Raw genomic sequence first — 17,645 nt, forward strand, 5'->3', positions numbered from 1 at the left:
GCTGCGGTATATTACGCGTTGCGCTGGGACTCGGAAAGCGGTTGGCAAGGCGCGAAGGACAAATCGATGGCCCGCGATTCGCAAGCTGCCCTCGTTGCGCTGAACCGCTTCGGCTTCGGGGCCCGCGGCGGAGCGTCCGGCGATCTCATCAACGCGGCCTCCGATCCGCGCGGCTTCGTGAAGGCGGAACTGGCGCGCCCCAACGGCGTGCTGTTGGAGGCGCCGGGCCTGCAATCGACGCCGCAGCTCGGCCAGGCCGTGTTCGCCTATCAGGACCAGGTCAAGCAGGCGCGCGAGGCCGCAGCGAAGGCCGGCACGCCGCCCGAAGCGCCGCAGGCACCGGCGGATCAGAAGCCCGCCCTGCGCCGCAATCTCTCGCTGAACACGGTCGCAACCGAGATCGCCGGCCAGATGGCCGAGGCCAAACAGGCTGACAACAAGCTGACTGACAATTCGGCGAAGCCCGAAACCATGCAGCCCAGCATGACCGCGCCGCAGCCCGCAAAGCCCGCGCCGCAGCCGCTCAATGTGATCCAGAAAACCTTCCGCGCCGAGGCGCTGGCGCGGCTGCAGCGTGCGACGCTGGTCGAGTGCGGCTTCACCGAACGTCTCGTCGTGTTCTGGTCCAACCATTTCTGCATCTCCGCCAGCAAGGGCGAGCTGGCGCGGATCTGGGCCGGCGCGTTCGAGCGCGAGGCCATCCGCCCGCACGTGCTCGGCCGTTTCGCCGACATGCTCAAAGCGGTCGAGCAGCATCCGGCGATGCTGTTCTTCCTCGACAACCAGCAATCGCTCGGGCCGGATTCGCGCGCAGGGCAGAACCGCAAGCGTGGGCTGAACGAAAATCTCGCGCGCGAGATCATGGAGCTGCATACGCTCGGCGTCGGCGGCGGCTACACGCAGGAGGACGTCACCTCGCTCGCGCGCATCATCACCGGCTGGACCTTTGCCGGACGGCAGGGGCAGCTCGGCACGCCCGGCTCCTTCGTCTTCAACGCCAATGCGCATCAGCCGGGCCCGCAAATGCTGCTCGGCAAGAGCTATGAGCCGACCGGCCTTGCGCAGGGCGAGGCGGCGCTCGCCGACATCGCGCGCCATCCGTCGACGGCGAATTTCATCGCGACCAAATTCGTCCGCCACTTCGTCGCCGACGATCCGCCGCCGGCGCTCGTGGCGCGGTTGCGCGATGTCTTCGTCAAGACCGATGGTGACCTCAAGGCGCTTGCCGCGGCGCTGGTCGATTCCGACGAGGCCTGGAAGGCGCCGCTGACGAAGATGCGCTCGCCTTACGACTTCGTGGTCGCAAGCGGCCGGCTGCTTGCGCGCGTGCCGGAGGACCCGGGCGGCTATCTCAACAATCTGAATCTGCTGGGCCAGCCGCTGTGGTCGCCGGCGGGGCCGAACGGTTTCCCCGATACCAGCGCGGCCTGGGCCGCGCCCGAAGGCATGATGCTCAGGCTCGACATCGCCGCGCAGATGGGCGCGCGGCTCGGCAACAACATCGATCCGCTCGATCTCCTGGAATTCGCCGCTGCCGATGCGGCATCCATCGAAACGCGCAAGACGATCGAACGCGCGGAGTCGCGCCAGCAGGCGCTGGCGCTCTTGCTGATGTCGCCGGAAATGCAGAGGAGATGAAGATGATCGACTGCGTCGAGAACCGCCTCCTCACCTCGCGCCGTGGCCTTTTGCTCGGCGGCGCCTCCTTCGCGGCCTGGGCCTATTTGCCGAAATTCGCCCGCGCAGCGGACGGGCGCGATCCCAGATTGATCGTGGTGATCCTGCGCGGCGCGCTCGACGGGCTCTCGACCGTGGCCCCGGTCGGCGATCCCGATTATGCCGGCCTGCACGGCTCGATCGCGCTCACATCGGATGGCGCGCATCCCGCGATCATGCTCGATACTTTCTTCGCGCTGCATCCGGCGATGCCGGAATTCGCGCGCATGTACCGCGACATGCATGCCGCGGTGATTCACGCGGTGGCGACGCCCTATCGCGACCGCTCGCATTTCGACGGCCAGGACGTGCTCGAAAGCGGCTATGCCGGTCCGGGCCGCGTGCAGTCCGGCTGGCTCAACCGTGCGCTCGAAGCGCTGCCGCGCGGCGAACGCGTGTCGAGCGGCCTTGCGGTCGGCCCGACCACGCCGCTGGTGCTGCGCGGCAATGCACCGACCGTCGGCTGGGCGCCGGTCGCGCTGCCGCAGGCCGATGACGACACCGCGATGCGGCTGGTCGATCTCTACCGCCACCGCGATCCCGCGCTGGCCGCGGCGCTGTCGCAAGGCCTCCAGCTCGAGAAGGCCGCGAGCGGTGACGACATGAAGCCGAAACCCGGCAATCAGGTTGCGCAGATGCGGCAGGTGGCGCGCGGCGCGGCAAAGTTGATGGCGGCCGATGACGGCCCGCGCATCGCCGCGCTCGCTTTCGACGGCTGGGACACCCATGCCAATGAGGGCGGCCCGGTCGGTCGCCTCGCCTTCCTGCTCGGCGGTCTCGACGGCGCGCTCGCTGAATTCGAGAGCGGCCTGAGCGATCGCTGGCGCGACACCGTCGTCGTCGTCGCCACCGAATTCGGCCGCACCGCGCGCATCAACGGCACCGACGGCACCGACCACGGCACCGGCACCATCGCTTTGCTCGCCGGCGGCGCCGTGAAAGGCGGCCGCGTCATCTCCGACTGGCCCGGCCTCAAGCTCGCCAACCTCTACGAAGGTCGCGACCTCAAGCCGACGACGGACCTGCGCTCGGTGATCAAGGGCGTGCTGCAGGGACAGTTCGGTCTGTCGGATCGCGTGCTGGCTGAGACGGTGTTTCCGGACAGTGCAAGCGTAAGGCCGATGAAGGGGCTGGTGACTTAATAACAGCCGTCGTCATTCCGGGCCCGCGCCTTGCGGCGCGTCCCGGAATGACGACATGATGAGGCGAGCATCAGGAGAAATCACCCATGTACATCGCCATGAACCGCTTCCGCGTCGCCAAGGGCTCCGAGTCAGCCTTCGAGCAGGTCTGGCTGACGCGCGACACGCATCTGGACAAGGTACCGGGCTTTGTCGAATTCCATCTGCTGCGCGGTCCCGAGCTCGAGGACCACACGCTTTATGCCTCGCACACGGTGTGGGCGAACCATGCCGCGTTCGAGGCCTGGACCAAGTCGGACGCGTTCCGCGCGGCCCATCACAAGGCCGGCGACAACAAGCCGCTCTATCTCGGCCATCCCCAGTTCGAGGGCTTTGAGGTGATGCAGACGGTCGGACGCGGCGTCAAATAGCGCCGCGCCGCGGGGATCGGCGCCGTAAAATCAGCCCAGCGTGATCTTGTCGATCTCGGCCATCTCCTCGGCGCTGAGCTTCCAGGCGATCGCCTTGACGTTCTGCTCGATCTGCTCGACGCGGGTGGCGCCGGCGATCACGCTCGACACTTGCGGGCGGGCCGCGAGCCACGAGAAGGCGAGCTCCAGCATCGAATGCCCGCGCGCCTGCGCGAAGGCCTGCAGCTTCTCGACGATGTCCTCGTTGCGCGGCGTGACGTAGCGGTCGCGCAGCCGTTCCACCTTGCCGAAGCGGGTGTCGCCGGGCGCGGCCTCGCCCTTCTTGTATTTGCCGGTGAGGAGTCCGCTTGCGAGCGGGAAGAACGGCAGCAGGCCGAGCTTGTACTCCTGCGCCGCGGGCAGCAGGTCCTTCTCGATGTCGCGTACGACGAGGGAATATTCGTCCTGGCAGGAGACGAAGCGGCTGACGTTCATCGCGCGCGCGACGTACTCGGCCTCGGCGATCCGCCAGGCCGGAAAGTTCGAATTGCCGATGTAGCGGACCTTGCCCTGGCGGACGAGATCGTCGAGCGCGCGCAGGCTCTCCTCGATCGGCGTCAGCGGGTCGTAATCGTGCTGCTGGTAGAGATCGATATAGTCGGTCTTGAGCCGCTTCAGGCTCGCTTCCACGGCCTCCATGATGTAGCGGCGCGAGGCGCCCTGCTTGGTGCCGTCCTCCGCCATCGGCTTGGAATATTTGGTCGCCAGCACGATGTCCTTGCGGCGATCGCCCAGCACGGCGCCGAGCACGTTTTCCGAGCCGCCCATGTTCGAATAGATGTCGGCGGTGTCGAACAGCGTGATGCCGAGATCGAGTGCGCGATGGATCACCTTGCGCGAGGTCTCCAGGTCGGTGCGCTGGCCAAAATTGTTGCAGCCGAGCCCGACTGCGGACACGCGAAGGCCGGAGGCGCCGAGATTGCGAATTTCCATGGGAGATCCCTGTCAGAGATGAGCAGCGGTGCATTGTGGCCGCGGCGCGCGCGACCGGCAAGAAGCCCGCTTGCGCTGCTGCCATGCGGGCAAAAAAAAGTGCGGCCCCTGCCAGACGCGGCGACTGACGGGGACCGCTTGGGGCGTTTGATCGGTGACGGGGGGCCTGATCAGACGCAACTGCAACTTAGTCCCGGTGTGTTACGCGCCGGTGACAGGCCGAGTTATCCACAGGCCCGATGCCGCTGGGTCAGAAGATCTTGCGATAGACGATGAAGCCGGAGCGCTCGGCGACCTTGTCATACAGGCTCTGCGCGGTGACGTTGGTCTCGTGCGTCTGCCAGTAGACCCGCGGAGATCCCGCAAGCTTGGCTCGCTCGTACACGCCGTAGATCAATGCCGATGCGACGCCCTTGCCGCGCGAGGCCTCGAGCGTGAACAGGTCCTGCAGATAGCAGGACGGCTCGATCGCGGTGGTGCTGCGATGGAACAGATAGTTCGTCATGCCGAGCAGCTTGCCGTCGCTCTCGGCGACCAATCCGTGCACCGGCTCATAGGCATCGAAGAAGCGCTGCCATGTCACCTTGGTAATCTCAGGCGCGAGCGCGGTCGGGCCCGAACGGCCGTAGAAGGCGTTGTAGCCGTCCCATAGCGGCAGCCATTGATCGTAGTCCTGCCGTGCGACGGAGCGAATGGTGAGCGACATGTGGAAATCCCGCGTTCGATGAAGTGTCCTTCATACGGGATGATGGGAGCTGCGATCAATCGCGCAGTCGCTCACTCCGCGACGCGCAGATACCGGATCAGCTTGCGCCCCGTGGGATCGCGCAGCGAGCGGTAGTAGTCGGCGCTGGCCGGCGCGTCGGTGTGGCGCACGAGGTCGGTCACCGGCGTGTAGCTCAGCATGCGCCCGCCGTCGGGCAGCACGGTGCAGACGAAGCGCAGCACCTCGCCGGTGCGCAAGGCGATGTTGATCGGCGTGGCATCGCCGATCCGTACGGCCTCCATGCGCTGCGCGATGAAGGTGGCGAGTTCGTCCTCGGGCAGCTCGAACGCGCCGGTGTCGCGGCCGTGATACATCAGCGCGATGAAAGGCGGCTTGCCGTCGGCCATTTCGTCCGGCAACGCAAAGTAGTCGCGGAACGCGCGATTGATGAATTCGGCGCGCGTCTCGGCGTCGAGCAACACGATGCCGATGTCGACTTGGTCGAGCGCAGCCGACAGCCGCGCGGCAATGGCGTGGTTCTTGCGCTCGGCGGCAAACGCCGCGAGCAGGCGCTCGCGCATCAGGCCGGTGATGCCTGCGGTGCCGAAGGCCGTCACCGCGAGCAGGCCAACCAGATCCGCACTGGCATGGAAGGGCGCGGCGCGATGGCCGGCGAAGAACAGCGCCGCGCCGGCAACCGCGAGCGCCGCGCTGGCCATGGCCGAGGCGAAACCCGACAGCGCGCCGGCGAGCGCGACGACGCAGACGAACAGGGGGGCAGGCGAGGGAATGTGAACGGAGCGATCGAGCAGGATCGCCAGCAGCGTGATCGCTACCGTCAGTGCCGGACCGGAGATCGCACGCCATCCGAACCGCATCTCGTTCCTCCCTGAACGAGTAAGACGGTCAGACTGACCTACCGCCACGCGCGCGCAATCCGATTTCGTGCGGAGCGCTTAAGGGGCGCTTGCGACGGCGTGCAAAGCTTTCGGATGATTTTAGACCAAATGCACCGGCCTGAGATGGCGTTGCAGCACGGGCGCATTCTGCGTCGATGTGCCCGGGCTCTTGCGCATGCCGGTGAAGATCAGCAGCGAGGCTGCGACCAGGATGGCCGCAGTGAGGGTGAGTGCAACGATGACCACAGGCGATTTCATCGACGTCCTGTCGCAATGCCGGTCGGCGCGGGGCCGCGCGGCACCTTGAAGGCTCTCCAGGATGAAACGGGGATCAGACCGGCAGACCCATCGCCATGGTCGCCTTGGTCGACAGCACTGTCAGGGTGACGATCAGGCACAGCGAGATCGCGGCGACGGCGAGCGAGGCCGCGACCGCATTGGTCAGCCGGGAAGACGAAACGGTATCGGTTTGGCCCTTGAAGCCTGCCGTGCCGGACGCCCGAATCATGGGTCCAAATCCTTCAACGTGCGAGCGAATCACCCGCGACGCCGAATAATTTCACCATTTCAACCGGCAATATTTGGGCGGCTTTCGCGCCGAAAAAGGCGGGATTGGGGCAAAGGTTAACGTTATGCCCGGTATTTCTTAACGCCGGGCCGTTTTCAGGCACCCGCCGCGATGCTGGCGGGGTCGTCGATGTCGGCCGGCCGCCAGTCCATCGAGACGAAACCGGGCGCGGCCTCGACGCGCTTCAGCCAGTCCCGGATCGCCGGGAAGGGCTCCAGGTCGAAGTCACAGCGGTCGGCGAGGTGGGTGTAACCGTACAGCGCGATGTCGGCGACGGTGAGCTGGCGGGCGGCGAAATAGGAACTGGTCTTGAGGTGATTCTCCATCACCTGCAGCGCGCCATAGCCGCGCTCCATCCAGTCCTCCAGCGCGTGGGTCTGCAGGTCGCGGCCGCCCTTCACCAGCGACAGCCAGAAATAGGCGGCGCCGATGTTCGGCTCGAGCGCGTGCTGCTCGAAGAACATCCATTGCAGCGCCTCGGCGCGATCGATCCGGTTCTCCGGCGCGAGCGGCGTGCCGACGGCGACGTACCAGAGGATGGCGTTGGACTCGGCGAGGAAGCGGTCGTCGCCGACCTCGAGCAGCGGCACCTGGCCCGACGGGTTCTTGGACAGGAAGTCCGGCGTGCGGCTTTCGCCGCGCAGAATGTCCACCTCGACCGCTTCGTAAGGCAGGTTCAATAGCGCCAGCGCAAGGCGGACCTTGTAGCTGTTGCCCGAGCGTTGCATCGAATAGAGCTTGTACATTCTGGAAGTTCTAAACCTGGGACGGGGAAGCGCAACGCATCCTGCCCACGCGCCGCGAACAAACAATGATGCCGATGCGAATCCGCCGCAAGGGCTGACCCATAGAAAAACTCGAAAACCCTACCGCACTGCAATGCCGAGGAAGATCATTTCCGTGCGACCATCCAACTCAGTTCACGCTTGCGTCAACGCGCGGACGTATTGCGCCGTGCATTGATGTGAATGGGGAGGAATCTGCGTTGGGGCGTTAATGTCTCCACGTCGTCATGCCCGGGCTTGTCCCTGGCATCCACGTTCTTCGTGCCGCGTGGCAAGGCGTGGATGGCCGGGACAAGCCCGGCCATGACGGTGGCGAAACATCGGCACGCAACCCCCAAAATTGCTCCGAGGACAAGCCTTGCCGGATATGAGGGGTTTGCGCGGCAAAGTTGCGGAAAATTGCGGGAAAACGTGCCTTGAACCGCTCCAGATCCGTAAACTTTTGCGAGATCGGGCCGAAGTTTCTTGCGGTGCAGCGGCACACGTTTTAGGGTGCCCCATTCCCACAATTGGAGTCGTGAGGCCAAAGGGTTCACGACGCTTGTCAGGAGATGACGATGTCCTTCCTTGCCGCTGCGCTCGACCGTGTGAAGCCGTCCGCGACCATCGCGGTCACGGATAAAGCACGCGCGCTGAAAGCGGCGGGCCGCAACGTCATCGGCCTCGGTGCCGGCGAGCCCGACTTCGACACGCCCGCCAACATCAAGCTGGCCGCGATCCACGCCATCGAAGCCGGCAAGACCAAGTACACCGCGGTCGACGGCATCCCCGAGCTGAAGGAAGCCATCATCGGCAAGTTTCAGCGCGAGAACGGCGTCGTCTACAAGCCGAACCAGATCATCGTCGGCACCGGCGGCAAGCAGGTGCTCTACAACGCGCTGATGGCGACCATCAATCCGGGCGACGAGGTGATCATCCCCGCGCCGTACTGGGTCAGCTATCCCGAGATGGTGGCGCTCGCCGGCGGCGAGCCGGTGCCGGTGGTCTGCACCGCCGCGACCGGCTTCAAGCTGCAGCCCGACGCGCTCGAGCGCGCGATCACGCCGAAGACCAAATGGGTCATCCTGTGCTCGCCGTCGAACCCGACCGGCGCGGCCTACACCCGTTCCGAGCTGAAGGCGCTCACCGACGTTCTGGTCAAGCATCCGCATGTGTGGGTGATGACCGACGACATGTACGAGCACCTCGTCTATGACGACTTCCAGTTCACCACCGTCGCGCAGGTCGAGCCGAAACTCTACGACCGCACGCTCACCGTGAACGGCGTGTCGAAGGCCTATTGCATGACCGGTTGGCGCATCGGCTACGCCGGTGGTCCCGCGCAGCTCATCAAGGCGATGTCGACGATCCAGTCGCAGTCGACCTCGAACCCGTCGTCGATCGCGCAGTGGGCGGCGGTGGAAGCGCTGAACGGTCCGCAGGACTTCATCCCCGCCAACAACAAGGTGTTCAAGGAGCGCCGCGACCTCGTCGTCTCCATGCTCAACCAGGCCAAGGGCATCGAGTGCCCGCGTCCCGAAGGCGCGTTCTACGTCTATCCGTCCTGCGCCGGCACGATCGGCAAGACCGCGCCGTCCGGCAAGGTGATCGACAACGACGAGACCTTCGTAACCGAGCTGCTCGAGACCGAAGGTGTCGCGGTGGTGCAGGGTTCGGCCTTCGGCCTCGGCCCGGCCTTCCGCATCTCCTACGCGACCAAGACCTCCGACCTCGAAGACGCCTGCAAGCGCATCCAGCGTTTCTGCGGCAATCTGCGCTAAGCCTGTCGCGACAGTGCAAATTGGAAAGGCCCGCTTCGGCGGGCCTTTTTATTGCCGGGTGCAATCTGGCACGCCCGCGAATGTTGTGGCATAGACCATCGCGCGCCGCTTGCAGCGCGCCCTCTCTGCTCGCTTCACATTCATCGCCGGAGACATTCATGCGCCGTTCGTTCATCTTCGCCGGGCTCATCGCCGCCGGCCTCGTTGCCTCTGTCGCAAACAGCGACGCGCAGCAGCAGCGGATGGTCCGCGTCGGCGTGCTCGAATGCCGCGGCGGCGCCAGCGTTGGCTTCATCGTGGGATCGGTGACCAATCTTGGCTGCGTGCTGCGCGCCGAAGGCGTGCCCGAAGACCGCTATGTCGCGACGATCCGTAAAGTCGGCCTCGACATCGGCATCACCCAGGAAACCACGCTGGCCTGGGGCGTGTTCGCGCCGGTCGATCGGCTCGGCCCCGGCGACCTCTCCGGCACTTACGCGGGCGCGCAGGGCAGCGCCTCGGTCGGCGTCGGCCTTGGCGGCAACGTGCTCGTCGGCGGCTCCAACAATTCGATCGCGCTCCAGCCGCTCAGCGTGCAAGGCCAGGTCGGCCTCAACGTAGCCGCCGGTCTCGAAAGCCTGGAACTCCGTCCGGGCCGTTGAGACGTTCGGTCATCGCGAGCGAGCCTCTTCACCTCTCCCCGCGGGGGAGAGGTGGAACACCAGTCGTAAAGCCTTGGTCTAACTGACGACGCACCGCAGCGACGTTTGACGCTTGCCAAATCTTGGGGACGGGCAGAGCATCTGCGTTTGCCGACCCAATCATGGGCCGAGCTCCACACCAAGGAGGCGGCGAATGGGACAAGACGTCAGAAGTCCCCGAGGTCCACGGTGCATTGCGCTGGTGGGCCCTTTCCAAAGCGGTAAAACCACACTTCTCGAAGCAATACTGGCGCGAACGGGCGCAATCCCGCGCGCTGGCAGCGTGGACGCCGGAACTTCCGTCGGCGACGCCACGCCGGAGGCCCGTCATCACAAGATGACCGTCGGCCTCACTGCCGCCACCACGAGTTTCATGGGCGACAGCTACACCTTCCTCGATTGTCCCGGTTCCGTTGAATTCGCCCACGACATGCGCGCCGCGCTCCCTGCGGTCGACGCCGCCATCGTGGTCTGCGAAGCCGACGAGAAGAAGCTGCCGCAGCTTCAGATCATCCTGCGCGAGCTGGAGGAGCTGAAGATCCCGCGCTTCGTGTTCCTCAACAAGATCGACCGCGCCAGCCAGCGCATCCGCGAGACGCTCGAGATGCTGCAGCCGGCCTCGCGCGTGCCGCTGGTGCTGCGCCAGATTCCGATCTGGAAGGGCGATTTGATCGAAGGGTTCGTCGATCTCGCCCTGGAGCGCGCGTTCATCTATCGCGAGCACAAGGCCTCCGAGGTGGTCGCACTCGAAGGCGGCAATCTCGATCGCGAGAAGGAGGCCCGCTTCTCGATGCTGGAGAAGCTCGCCGATCACGACGATGCGCTGATGGAGCAACTGCTCGAGGACATCCAGCCGCCGCGCGATGCCGTGTTCGACGATCTCGCGCGTGAACTGCGCGAGGGACTCATCTGCCCCGTGCTGCTGGGCGCCGCCGCGCGCGAGAACGGTGTGCTGCGTTTGATGAAGGCGCTGCGTCACGAGGCGCCCGGTGTCGCGGAGACCGCAAAACGTCTCGGCGTTCCCGACAGCAAGGACGCGCTCGGCTATGTCTTCAAGACGCTGCATTCCCAGCACGGCGGAAAGCTGTCGCTGACGCGGATGCTCACCGGCCATCTCGATGACGGCGCGACGCTGCAATCCTCCTCCGGCGGCGCCAGCCGCATCTCCGGCATCCTCGCCGTCAACGGCGCTTACGACACCAAGCGTAACGCGGCGGACGCGGGCGACACGGTGGCGCTCGCCAAGCTCGACCCGATCAAGACCGGTGATGCGGTCTCGAACGGCAAGACCCCGCCGGCTGCGCTCACGGCCGCGGAGCCGACGCCGCCGGTGCTCGCGATCTCGATCGCGTCCACCGACCGCAAGGACGATGTGAAGCTCGGCCAGGCGCTGGCCCGGCTGCACGAGGAGGATCCCTCGCTCGTCGTCGTGCAGAACCCCCAGACCCACGACACCGTGCTGTGGGGGCAGGGCGAAATGCATCTGCGCGTCGAGGTCGAGCGCTTGCGCGACCGCTTCGGCGTCAAGATCTCCTCGCATCCGCCCGCAATCGGCTATCAGGAGACCATCCGCAAGCCGATCACCCAGCGCGGCCGTCACAAGAAACAGTCCGGCGGCCACGGCCAGTTCGGCGATGTCGTGCTCGACATCAAGCCGCTGCCGCGAGGCGACGGCTTCAAGTTCACCGAGAAGGTGGTTGGCGGCGCGGTGCCGCGCAACTACATTCCGGCGGTGGAAGAAGGCGTCGTCGACGGATTGACGCGGGGCCCGCTCGGTTTCCCCGTCACCGACGTGCAGGTGACGCTGACCGACGGCTCCTACCACAGCGTCGATTCCTCCGATCTCGCCTTCCGCACGGCGGCGCGGATCGGATTGAACGAAGGCCTGCCGCAATGCCAGCCGGTGTTGCTGGAGCCGATCCACGTGGTCGAGATCGTCTGCCCGACCGACGCCACCGCCAAGATCAACGCGATCCTGTCGGCGCGGCGAGGCCAGATCCTCGGCTTCGACACGCGCGACGGCTGGAGCGGATGGGACTGCGTCCGCGCCATGATGCCGGAAGCGGAGATCGGCGAGCTGATCGTCGAGCTGCGCTCGGCCACGGCCGGCGCCGGCAGCTTCACCCGCACCTTCGACCACATGGCCGAAGTCACGGGACGCGCCGCCGACCAGATCATCGCCGCGCATGAGCACGCGGCGTGATCGGGCTCGCGCGGTAAGGGCGTAGTCGCTCCCTCTCTCCCGTTCTTCATGGGGGAGGGGCTTTCTCGACGCATGTGGCGTTTAATTTTCGCCGCGCTCTCTCCGCGCGTCATTGCGAGCGTAGCGAAGCAATCCAGACTGTCTCTGCAGAGGCAGCCTGGATTGCTTTGTCGCTGCGCTCCTCGCAATGACGATGTCGAAGGAGTGCTCCATCGCCGTCGCCCTGAGGTGCTCGCTCTGCGGCGCAACGCGCGGCAGAGCAAGCCTCGAAGGGCGACGGCCCGGCTGCAGCGTGGGCCGCCCATCCCTCGAAGCTCCCCATGAGACGCGTTGCGTCCCATGGCTCGCACCTCAGGATGACGGAACACAGAGCCGCAATGACGGAGGAGGCTCTTGCGCTTGCTCTCAGATGATGTATTTTACATCATTGTATATGTACCAGATATCACTTATAAGCTCTGATACGTGAGGCCAAGGTGATCACGTCGTTCCAGATGCGGGCGGCCCGCGCGCTGCTCGGCATCGACCAGAAAACCCTGGCCGAGCTCGCCGGCGTGTCGCTGCCGACCATCCAGCGGATGGAGGCCTCCACCGGCAATGTGCGCGGCGTGGTCGAGACCTTGATCAAGGTGGTCGAGGCGTTCGATCGGGCCGGCGTCGAGCTGATCGGTGAGCAGGCCCGCAGCGACAGCGGCGGGCGGGGCGTTCGCCTGAAGGAGCCGGGGCCGCCGCGCAGCGTCGGGGCATGATCGTGTTGGTCGTGTCCGGGATCAGGATCAGCTAACCGCACCGTCGCGTCCGAGATCGCGGCCGCACGATGCAGTGGAGCATTGTGGGGCTGCGGAGCATGAGCATCACCAGCGAGCGGGCAGGCGGGCTGCGTCACTTGCGTCAGCCGACCTTTGCCGAACTGTTTCTGCCAAAGCTCGTCACCATCTGGCGCGAAGGTTATGGGCTATCGGATTTCCGTGCCGACGTCTTCGCGGGCCTCACGGTCGCGATCGTCGCGCTGCCGCTGTCGATGGCGATCGCGATCGCCTCGGGCGTGACGCCGGACCGCGGGCTCTACACCGCCGTCGTCGGCGGCTTCATCGTATCGCTGCTCGGGGGCAGCCGGTTCCAGATCGGCGGGCCCGCAGGCGCCTTCATCGTGCTGGTCGCGGTGACCGCGGAGCGGCACGGCGTCGACGGCGTCATCCTTGCCACCATGATGGCGGGCGTGATCCTGATCGCCGCGGGCCTTTTGCGCATCGGCACTTATATCAAGTTCATTCCCTACCCCGTCACGGTCGGCTTCACCGCCGGCATCGCCGTGATCATCTTTGCGAGCCAGTTGCGCGATCTCTCGGGGATCACGCTGGCGGGCAAGGAGCCGAGCGAGTTCGTGCCGAAGCTCGTCGCGCTCGCCGGCGGCCTGCACACGATCAATCCGTCGGCGGTTGCCGTGGCACTCGTCAGCATCGCCACCATCGCCGGCTTAAGGATCTGGCGGCCGTCCTGGCCCGGCATCCTGATCGCCGTCGTGTTCGCGGCGGTCGTGTGCGCGGTGTTCGCGCTGCCGGTGGAAACCATCGGCTCGCGCTTCGGCGGCATCCCGCGCGAATTGCCGTCACCCGCGCTGCCGGCGTTCTCGCTCGCAAAGGCGAAAGCGGTGCTGCCCGATGCGATCTCGTTCGCGCTGCTGGCCGCGATCGAATCGCTGCTGTCGGCCGTGGTGGCCGACGGCATGACCGGCCGGCGTCACCGCTCCAATTGCGAGCTGGTGGCGCAGGGCGCGGCCAATATCGGCTCGGCGCTGTTCGGCGGCATCTGCGTCACCGGCCTGATCGCGCGCACCGCGACCAACATCCGCGCCGGCGGGCGCGGCCCGCTCGCGGGCATGCTGCATGCGGTGTTCCTGCTGTTGTTCATGCTGATCGCGGCGCCGCTGGCGAGCTACATCCCGCTGGCTGCGCTCGCCTCAGTGCTCGTCGTGGTGTCCTGGACCATGGCCGAGAAGCACGAATTCGCAACGCTGCTGCGCTCCTCCTGGGGCGACGCCGTCGTGCTGCTCGCAACCTTCCTGCTCACGATCTTCCGCGATCTGACCGAAGGCATCCTGGTCGGCTTCGCGCTCGGCGCGGTGCTGTTCATCCATCGCATGGCGGAGATGACCGGCATCGAGGAGCGCTCGCCGCTGGTGGCGGCCGACCGTCCCGACGACGGCAATGGCGAGCGCGTGCCTTACGATCCGACGCTCGCGGTCGACCGCGACGTGCTGGTCTATCGCATCACCGGCGCGTTCTTCTTCGGCGCGGCCTCCGCGATCGGAAACGTGCTCGACGGCGTCGCCGAGCACCGCAAGGGTTTTGTGGTCGATTTCGCCGCGGTGCCGTTCCTGGATTCGACGGCGGCGAACGTGCTCGGCCGCGTCGCCGCCAAGGCGCACCGTCAGGGCATCCCGCTGTACATCACCGGCGCCTCGCCCGCGGTTCGCAGGGCGCTCCTGACCCATGGCGTCACCAAGCCGAACGCGCGTTATCGCGAGACCATCGAGCGCGCGGTCGCCGACATCAAGGGCCGCTCAGCCGCAACTGCCGCAAGCTAGCCCCGCACTTCTCAAGCCGATTGATTTGATCGACACTGCCGCGTCACGGCGGTGGTGGATCGCAATGCTCAATTCGGGGCGCAATATCGCGCTGGCCTGCGCGCTCAGCATGCTCGCGGGCTATGTCGACGGCATCGGCTTCCTGCATCTCGGCGGCCTGTTCGTCTCCTTCATGAGCGGCAACTCCACCCGCCTCGGCGTCAGCCTTGCCGAAACCCAGTGGTGGCAGGCGGCCGGCGCGCTCGGCCTGATCGCGCTGTTCGTGGCGGGCGCGGCGATCGGCAGCCTCGTCGTGCTCGGCGGCGGTGTCGAGCGGCAGCCGTGGCTGCTGCTGATCGAAGCCCTGCTTCTGGCCGGCGCCGGACTGTGCCATGCCTACGGCCTGCCGAACCTTGCGATCGCGGGCATCGTGCTTGCGATGGGCCTGGAGAATGCCGTGTTCCAGATCGACGGCGGCGCCGGGCTCGGCCTCACCTATGTCACGGGCGCGCTGATCAAGGTCGGCCAGTTCCTCGCGGTGAGCCTCACCGGCGGGCCGCGCTGGGGCTGGGCGCCGAACCTGTTCTTGTGGGCGGCGCTCGTCGCTGGCTCGGCGGCCGGCGCGCTCGCCTATATCAGGATCAACCTTGCCGCGATCTGGTTCGCCGCGGGCGCGGCGCTGGTGCTGGCTGCGATCGTGGCCATGGCGATGCGACGCTCGCGCGCTTGACAGAGCCTGCGGGACGCGAAATGGATCGCCTCCAACGTGACGCCAGAGGACAAGATGACCGCGCCCAAGTCGCCCGCCGCCTGCTTGATCGGATGGCCGGCCGCGCATTCGCGCTCGCCGCTGATCCATCATTACTGGCTGCGCACGCTCGGGATCGAGGGCGGCTATGTCATCGAGGCGGTGCCGCCGGACGATCTGCGCGACTTCGTGCTGCGGCTGTCGCTGCGCGGCTTCGTCGGCGCCAACGTTACCATCCCGCACAAGGAAGCCGTGCTGGCGCTGTCGACACCCGACGCGCGCGCCAAGGCGGTCGGCGCTGCCAACACGCTGTGGTTCGCGAACGGCGAACTGCGCTCGACCAACACCGACGTCGAGGGCTTCATCGGCAATCTCGACGCCAGCGCGTCCGGCTGGGACAAGGCGGACGAAGCGCTGGTGCTGGGGGCCGGCGGTTCCTCGCGCGCGGTCGTGTTCGGCCTGCTCGAACGCGGGGTCAAGCGCATCCATCTCGCCAATCGCACCATCGCGCGGGCCGAGACTGTTGCAAGACAGTTCGGATCGAACGTGCATCCTGTTACGTGGGACGCGATCGCGGACGTGTTGCCGCGCGCAAAACTTCTCGTGAACACGACATCGCTCGGCATGCACGGCCAGCCGGCGCTCGATGTCGACGTCGCGCGCCTGCCCGAGGCCGCCGTCGTCGCCGATCTCGTCTACGTCCCGCTGGTGACGCCGCTGCTTGCGGCTGCAAAGGCGCGCGGCCTGAAGACCGCCGACGGGCTCGGCATGCTCCTGCACCAGGCGGTGCGCGGCTTCGAGCTGTGGTTCGGCCAGAGGCCGCAAGTCACGGCCGAGCTGCGCGCGCTGGTCGAGGCCGATCTCACAAAGACTTGAGAGAATAGTGTGCGATCTCCGGCGTTCTCCCTTCGTGGGGACAATCGGAGACCGTCTATGACTATTCAACGTGCAACTTTCACACGCCCGATCATCGCCGTCGTTCTGGTGGGCGCGTCCACCTTCGCGGCGCTCGCACAAAAGGCGCCGGTGCCTACGCGCGTGCGCGGCACGATCGAGAGCGTCAATGGCGACGCCATGCAGGTCAAGTCGCGCAGCGGCGAGGACGTCAAGCTGCGCATCGCCCCTGACGTCAGCGTGTCGGGCGTTACCAAAATTTCACTCGCCGACATCAAGGTCGGCTCCTTCGTGGGCGCCACCACGGTGCCGGGTCCGGATGGCGGCAACAACGCCGTCGAGGTCCACGTATTCCCGGAAAGCATGCGCGGCACCGGCGAGGGCTCGCGGCCCTACGACCTCAAGCCGAACTCCAGCATGACCAACGCCACGGTGTCCGAGAGCGTGGTCGGCAATGACGGCCACACGCTGCTGGTGAAATACAAGGACGGCGAGAAGAAGGTGTTCGTCCCCGACAGCACCCCTGTCGTGACCTTCGTGCCCGGCGACAAGTCCGAGCTCAAGGCCGGCGCCAAGGTCATCGCTTTCATGAAGCAACTGCCGGACGGCTCGTTCGAGACCAACCGGGTCAGTGTCGGCCGGGACGGTTTGACCCCGCCGATGTGATCGAGGGGCATGATCCGGAAAAGTGTGCAGCGGTTTTCCGAAAAGATCATGCTCAAAGATTTGAGGGAATAGCGGTGGTCAGGCGGGGTTGCCGTGTCTGACCACCGCAACGCCCTGGAGGGACAAGGCCATGTCGAAACTGAACATGTCGAAGCTGAACAACTGGATGCCACGCGCCGTCGTGGCAGCTTTCATGACCTGCATCGTGACGTCATCCGTCTCCGCGCAGCAGGCGCCGACGGTCCGCATCCGCGGCACCATCGAGAGCGTTGACGGCGACACGCTCGGCATCAAGACCCGCGAGGGCAGCGACGTGAAGGTGAAGATGACCGACAACGTCGCGGTCTTCGCCGTGGTGAAGACGCAGCTGTCGGAGATCAAGGAAGGCTCCTATATCGGCGTCACCGCCATGCCCGAGCCCGACGGCACCCAGAAAGCCATTGCCGTCCACATCTTCCCCGAAAACCAGCGCGGCGCCGCCGAAGGCTTCCGCCCCTGGGACGCCCGCGCCAACTCCACCATGACCAACGCCACCGTGGCGCAGACGGTGAAGGGCACCGACGGCCAGAACATCACGGTGAAGTACAAGGACGGCGAGAAGAAAGTCGTGGTGCCGCCGGAGACCCCGATCGTCACCTTCATCGCCAGCGACAAGTCGGAAGTGAAGCCGGGCGCCAAGCTGATCATCTTCGGCGCGGCGAAGAAGGAGGACGGCTCGCTGGAAGCGAACCGGGTGAATGTCGGCCGGGACGGAATTACGCCGCCGATGTGAGCGATTGAGCGCTCAACCCGTAGCAACCATTAAACGCCGAGGAGTTTTTCGGTCCACGGCGTGCCTCGTTGCAGGACGGTATTGGCATAGATCAGGAGCTTTCGCGCGCAGGCGATGAGAGCGGCGTTGTGGGCCTTTCCGGCTGCCGTGAGGCGTGC

Annotated in this window: 18 protein-coding genes; 12 read left to right on the plus strand and 6 right to left on the minus strand. The window is 66.1% G+C overall.

From position 1 onward, the window contains the following. The first annotated feature begins 66 nt into the window (after positions 1–66). The 3 genes from VGR99_RS07475 (at position 67) to VGR99_RS07485 (ending at position 3,268) form a co-directional block, all read left to right on the plus strand. Positions 67–1,638: a DUF1800 domain-containing protein gene (locus VGR99_RS07475; protein WP_326897681.1), complete on the plus strand. Its 1,572-nt coding sequence runs from the start codon at positions 67–69 to the stop codon at positions 1,636–1,638. Between the two features lie 2 nt (positions 1,639–1,640). Then, on the plus strand, positions 1,641–2,858 hold the full coding sequence (locus VGR99_RS07480; protein ID WP_326897682.1) for a DUF1501 domain-containing protein: 1,218 nt from the start codon (positions 1,641–1,643) through the stop codon (positions 2,856–2,858). 86 nt (positions 2,859–2,944) lie between these two features. Then, positions 2,945–3,268 carry an antibiotic biosynthesis monooxygenase gene (locus VGR99_RS07485; protein WP_326897683.1) on the plus strand — a complete coding sequence of 108 codons (324 nt, stop codon included), beginning with the start codon at positions 2,945–2,947 and terminating at the stop codon, positions 3,266–3,268. Between the two features lie 30 nt (positions 3,269–3,298). Here the strand turns inward: VGR99_RS07485 and VGR99_RS07490 are convergent, their stop codons facing one another. From VGR99_RS07490 to VGR99_RS07515, 6 genes are all read right to left on the minus strand, one after another. Further along, positions 3,299–4,240 carry an aldo/keto reductase gene (locus VGR99_RS07490; protein ID WP_326897684.1) on the minus strand — a complete coding sequence of 314 codons (942 nt, stop codon included), beginning with the start codon at positions 4,238–4,240 and terminating at the stop codon, positions 3,299–3,301. Positions 4,241–4,490: 250 nt separating this feature from the next. Beyond that, positions 4,491–4,946 (minus strand): GNAT family N-acetyltransferase, encoded by a 456-nt coding sequence (locus VGR99_RS07495; protein ID WP_326897685.1) that lies wholly within the window; start codon positions 4,944–4,946, stop codon positions 4,491–4,493. A gap of 71 nt (positions 4,947–5,017) precedes the next feature. Continuing rightward, complete coding sequence (locus tag VGR99_RS07500; protein WP_326897686.1) at positions 5,018–5,824, minus strand: PAS-domain containing protein; 807 nt, start codon at positions 5,822–5,824, stop codon at positions 5,018–5,020. Between the two features lie 120 nt (positions 5,825–5,944). Next, positions 5,945–6,103 (minus strand): hypothetical protein, encoded by a 159-nt coding sequence (locus VGR99_RS07505; protein WP_326897687.1) that lies wholly within the window; start codon positions 6,101–6,103, stop codon positions 5,945–5,947. Positions 6,104–6,176: 73 nt separating this feature from the next. Then, complete coding sequence (locus VGR99_RS07510) at positions 6,177–6,353, minus strand: hypothetical protein (protein ID WP_326897688.1); 177 nt, start codon at positions 6,351–6,353, stop codon at positions 6,177–6,179. A 155-nt stretch (positions 6,354–6,508) separates the two neighbouring features. Continuing rightward, positions 6,509–7,159, minus strand: a complete 651-nt coding sequence (locus tag VGR99_RS07515) for a glutathione S-transferase family protein (RefSeq protein ID WP_326897689.1) — start codon at positions 7,157–7,159, stop codon at positions 6,509–6,511. A gap of 596 nt (positions 7,160–7,755) precedes the next feature. On the opposite strand from VGR99_RS07515, the gene VGR99_RS07520 reads away from it, so the two are divergent. The 9 genes from VGR99_RS07520 to VGR99_RS07560 all read left to right on the plus strand — a co-directional run bounded on the left by VGR99_RS07520 (position 7,756) and on the right by VGR99_RS07560 (position 17,487). Next, positions 7,756–8,958 carry a pyridoxal phosphate-dependent aminotransferase gene (locus VGR99_RS07520; protein ID WP_326897690.1) on the plus strand — a complete coding sequence of 401 codons (1,203 nt, stop codon included), beginning with the start codon at positions 7,756–7,758 and terminating at the stop codon, positions 8,956–8,958. 158 nt (positions 8,959–9,116) lie between these two features. Continuing rightward, entirely contained in the window at positions 9,117–9,599 is a 483-nt protein-coding gene (locus VGR99_RS07525; RefSeq protein ID WP_326897691.1) for a DUF992 domain-containing protein, read from the plus strand. 193 nt (positions 9,600–9,792) lie between these two features. Continuing rightward, positions 9,793–11,841: an elongation factor G gene (locus VGR99_RS07530; protein WP_326897692.1), complete on the plus strand. Its 2,049-nt coding sequence runs from the start codon at positions 9,793–9,795 to the stop codon at positions 11,839–11,841. Between the two features lie 476 nt (positions 11,842–12,317). Then, on the plus strand, positions 12,318–12,590 hold the full coding sequence (locus VGR99_RS07535) for a helix-turn-helix transcriptional regulator (RefSeq protein ID WP_326897693.1): 273 nt from the start codon (positions 12,318–12,320) through the stop codon (positions 12,588–12,590). A 98-nt stretch (positions 12,591–12,688) separates the two neighbouring features. Continuing rightward, positions 12,689–14,428: a SulP family inorganic anion transporter gene (locus VGR99_RS07540; protein WP_326897694.1), complete on the plus strand. Its 1,740-nt coding sequence runs from the start codon at positions 12,689–12,691 to the stop codon at positions 14,426–14,428. Between the two features lie 64 nt (positions 14,429–14,492). Then, entirely contained in the window at positions 14,493–15,137 is a 645-nt protein-coding gene (locus VGR99_RS07545) for a YoaK family protein (RefSeq protein ID WP_326897695.1), read from the plus strand. 54 nt (positions 15,138–15,191) lie between these two features. Next, a complete protein-coding gene (locus tag VGR99_RS07550) occupies positions 15,192–16,031 on the plus strand; it encodes a shikimate dehydrogenase (RefSeq protein WP_326897696.1) in 840 nt (279 codons plus the stop codon). Positions 16,032–16,088: 57 nt separating this feature from the next. Further along, positions 16,089–16,715, plus strand: a complete 627-nt coding sequence (locus tag VGR99_RS07555; protein WP_326897697.1) for a hypothetical protein — start codon at positions 16,089–16,091, stop codon at positions 16,713–16,715. A 130-nt stretch (positions 16,716–16,845) separates the two neighbouring features. Further along, a complete protein-coding gene (locus tag VGR99_RS07560) occupies positions 16,846–17,487 on the plus strand; it encodes a hypothetical protein (RefSeq protein WP_414645097.1) in 642 nt (213 codons plus the stop codon). The last annotated feature ends 158 nt before the right edge of the window (positions 17,488–17,645 follow it).

The sequence above is a fragment of the Bradyrhizobium sp. genome, assembly GCF_035935975.1.
Lineage (GTDB): Bacteria > Pseudomonadota > Alphaproteobacteria > Rhizobiales > Xanthobacteraceae > Bradyrhizobium.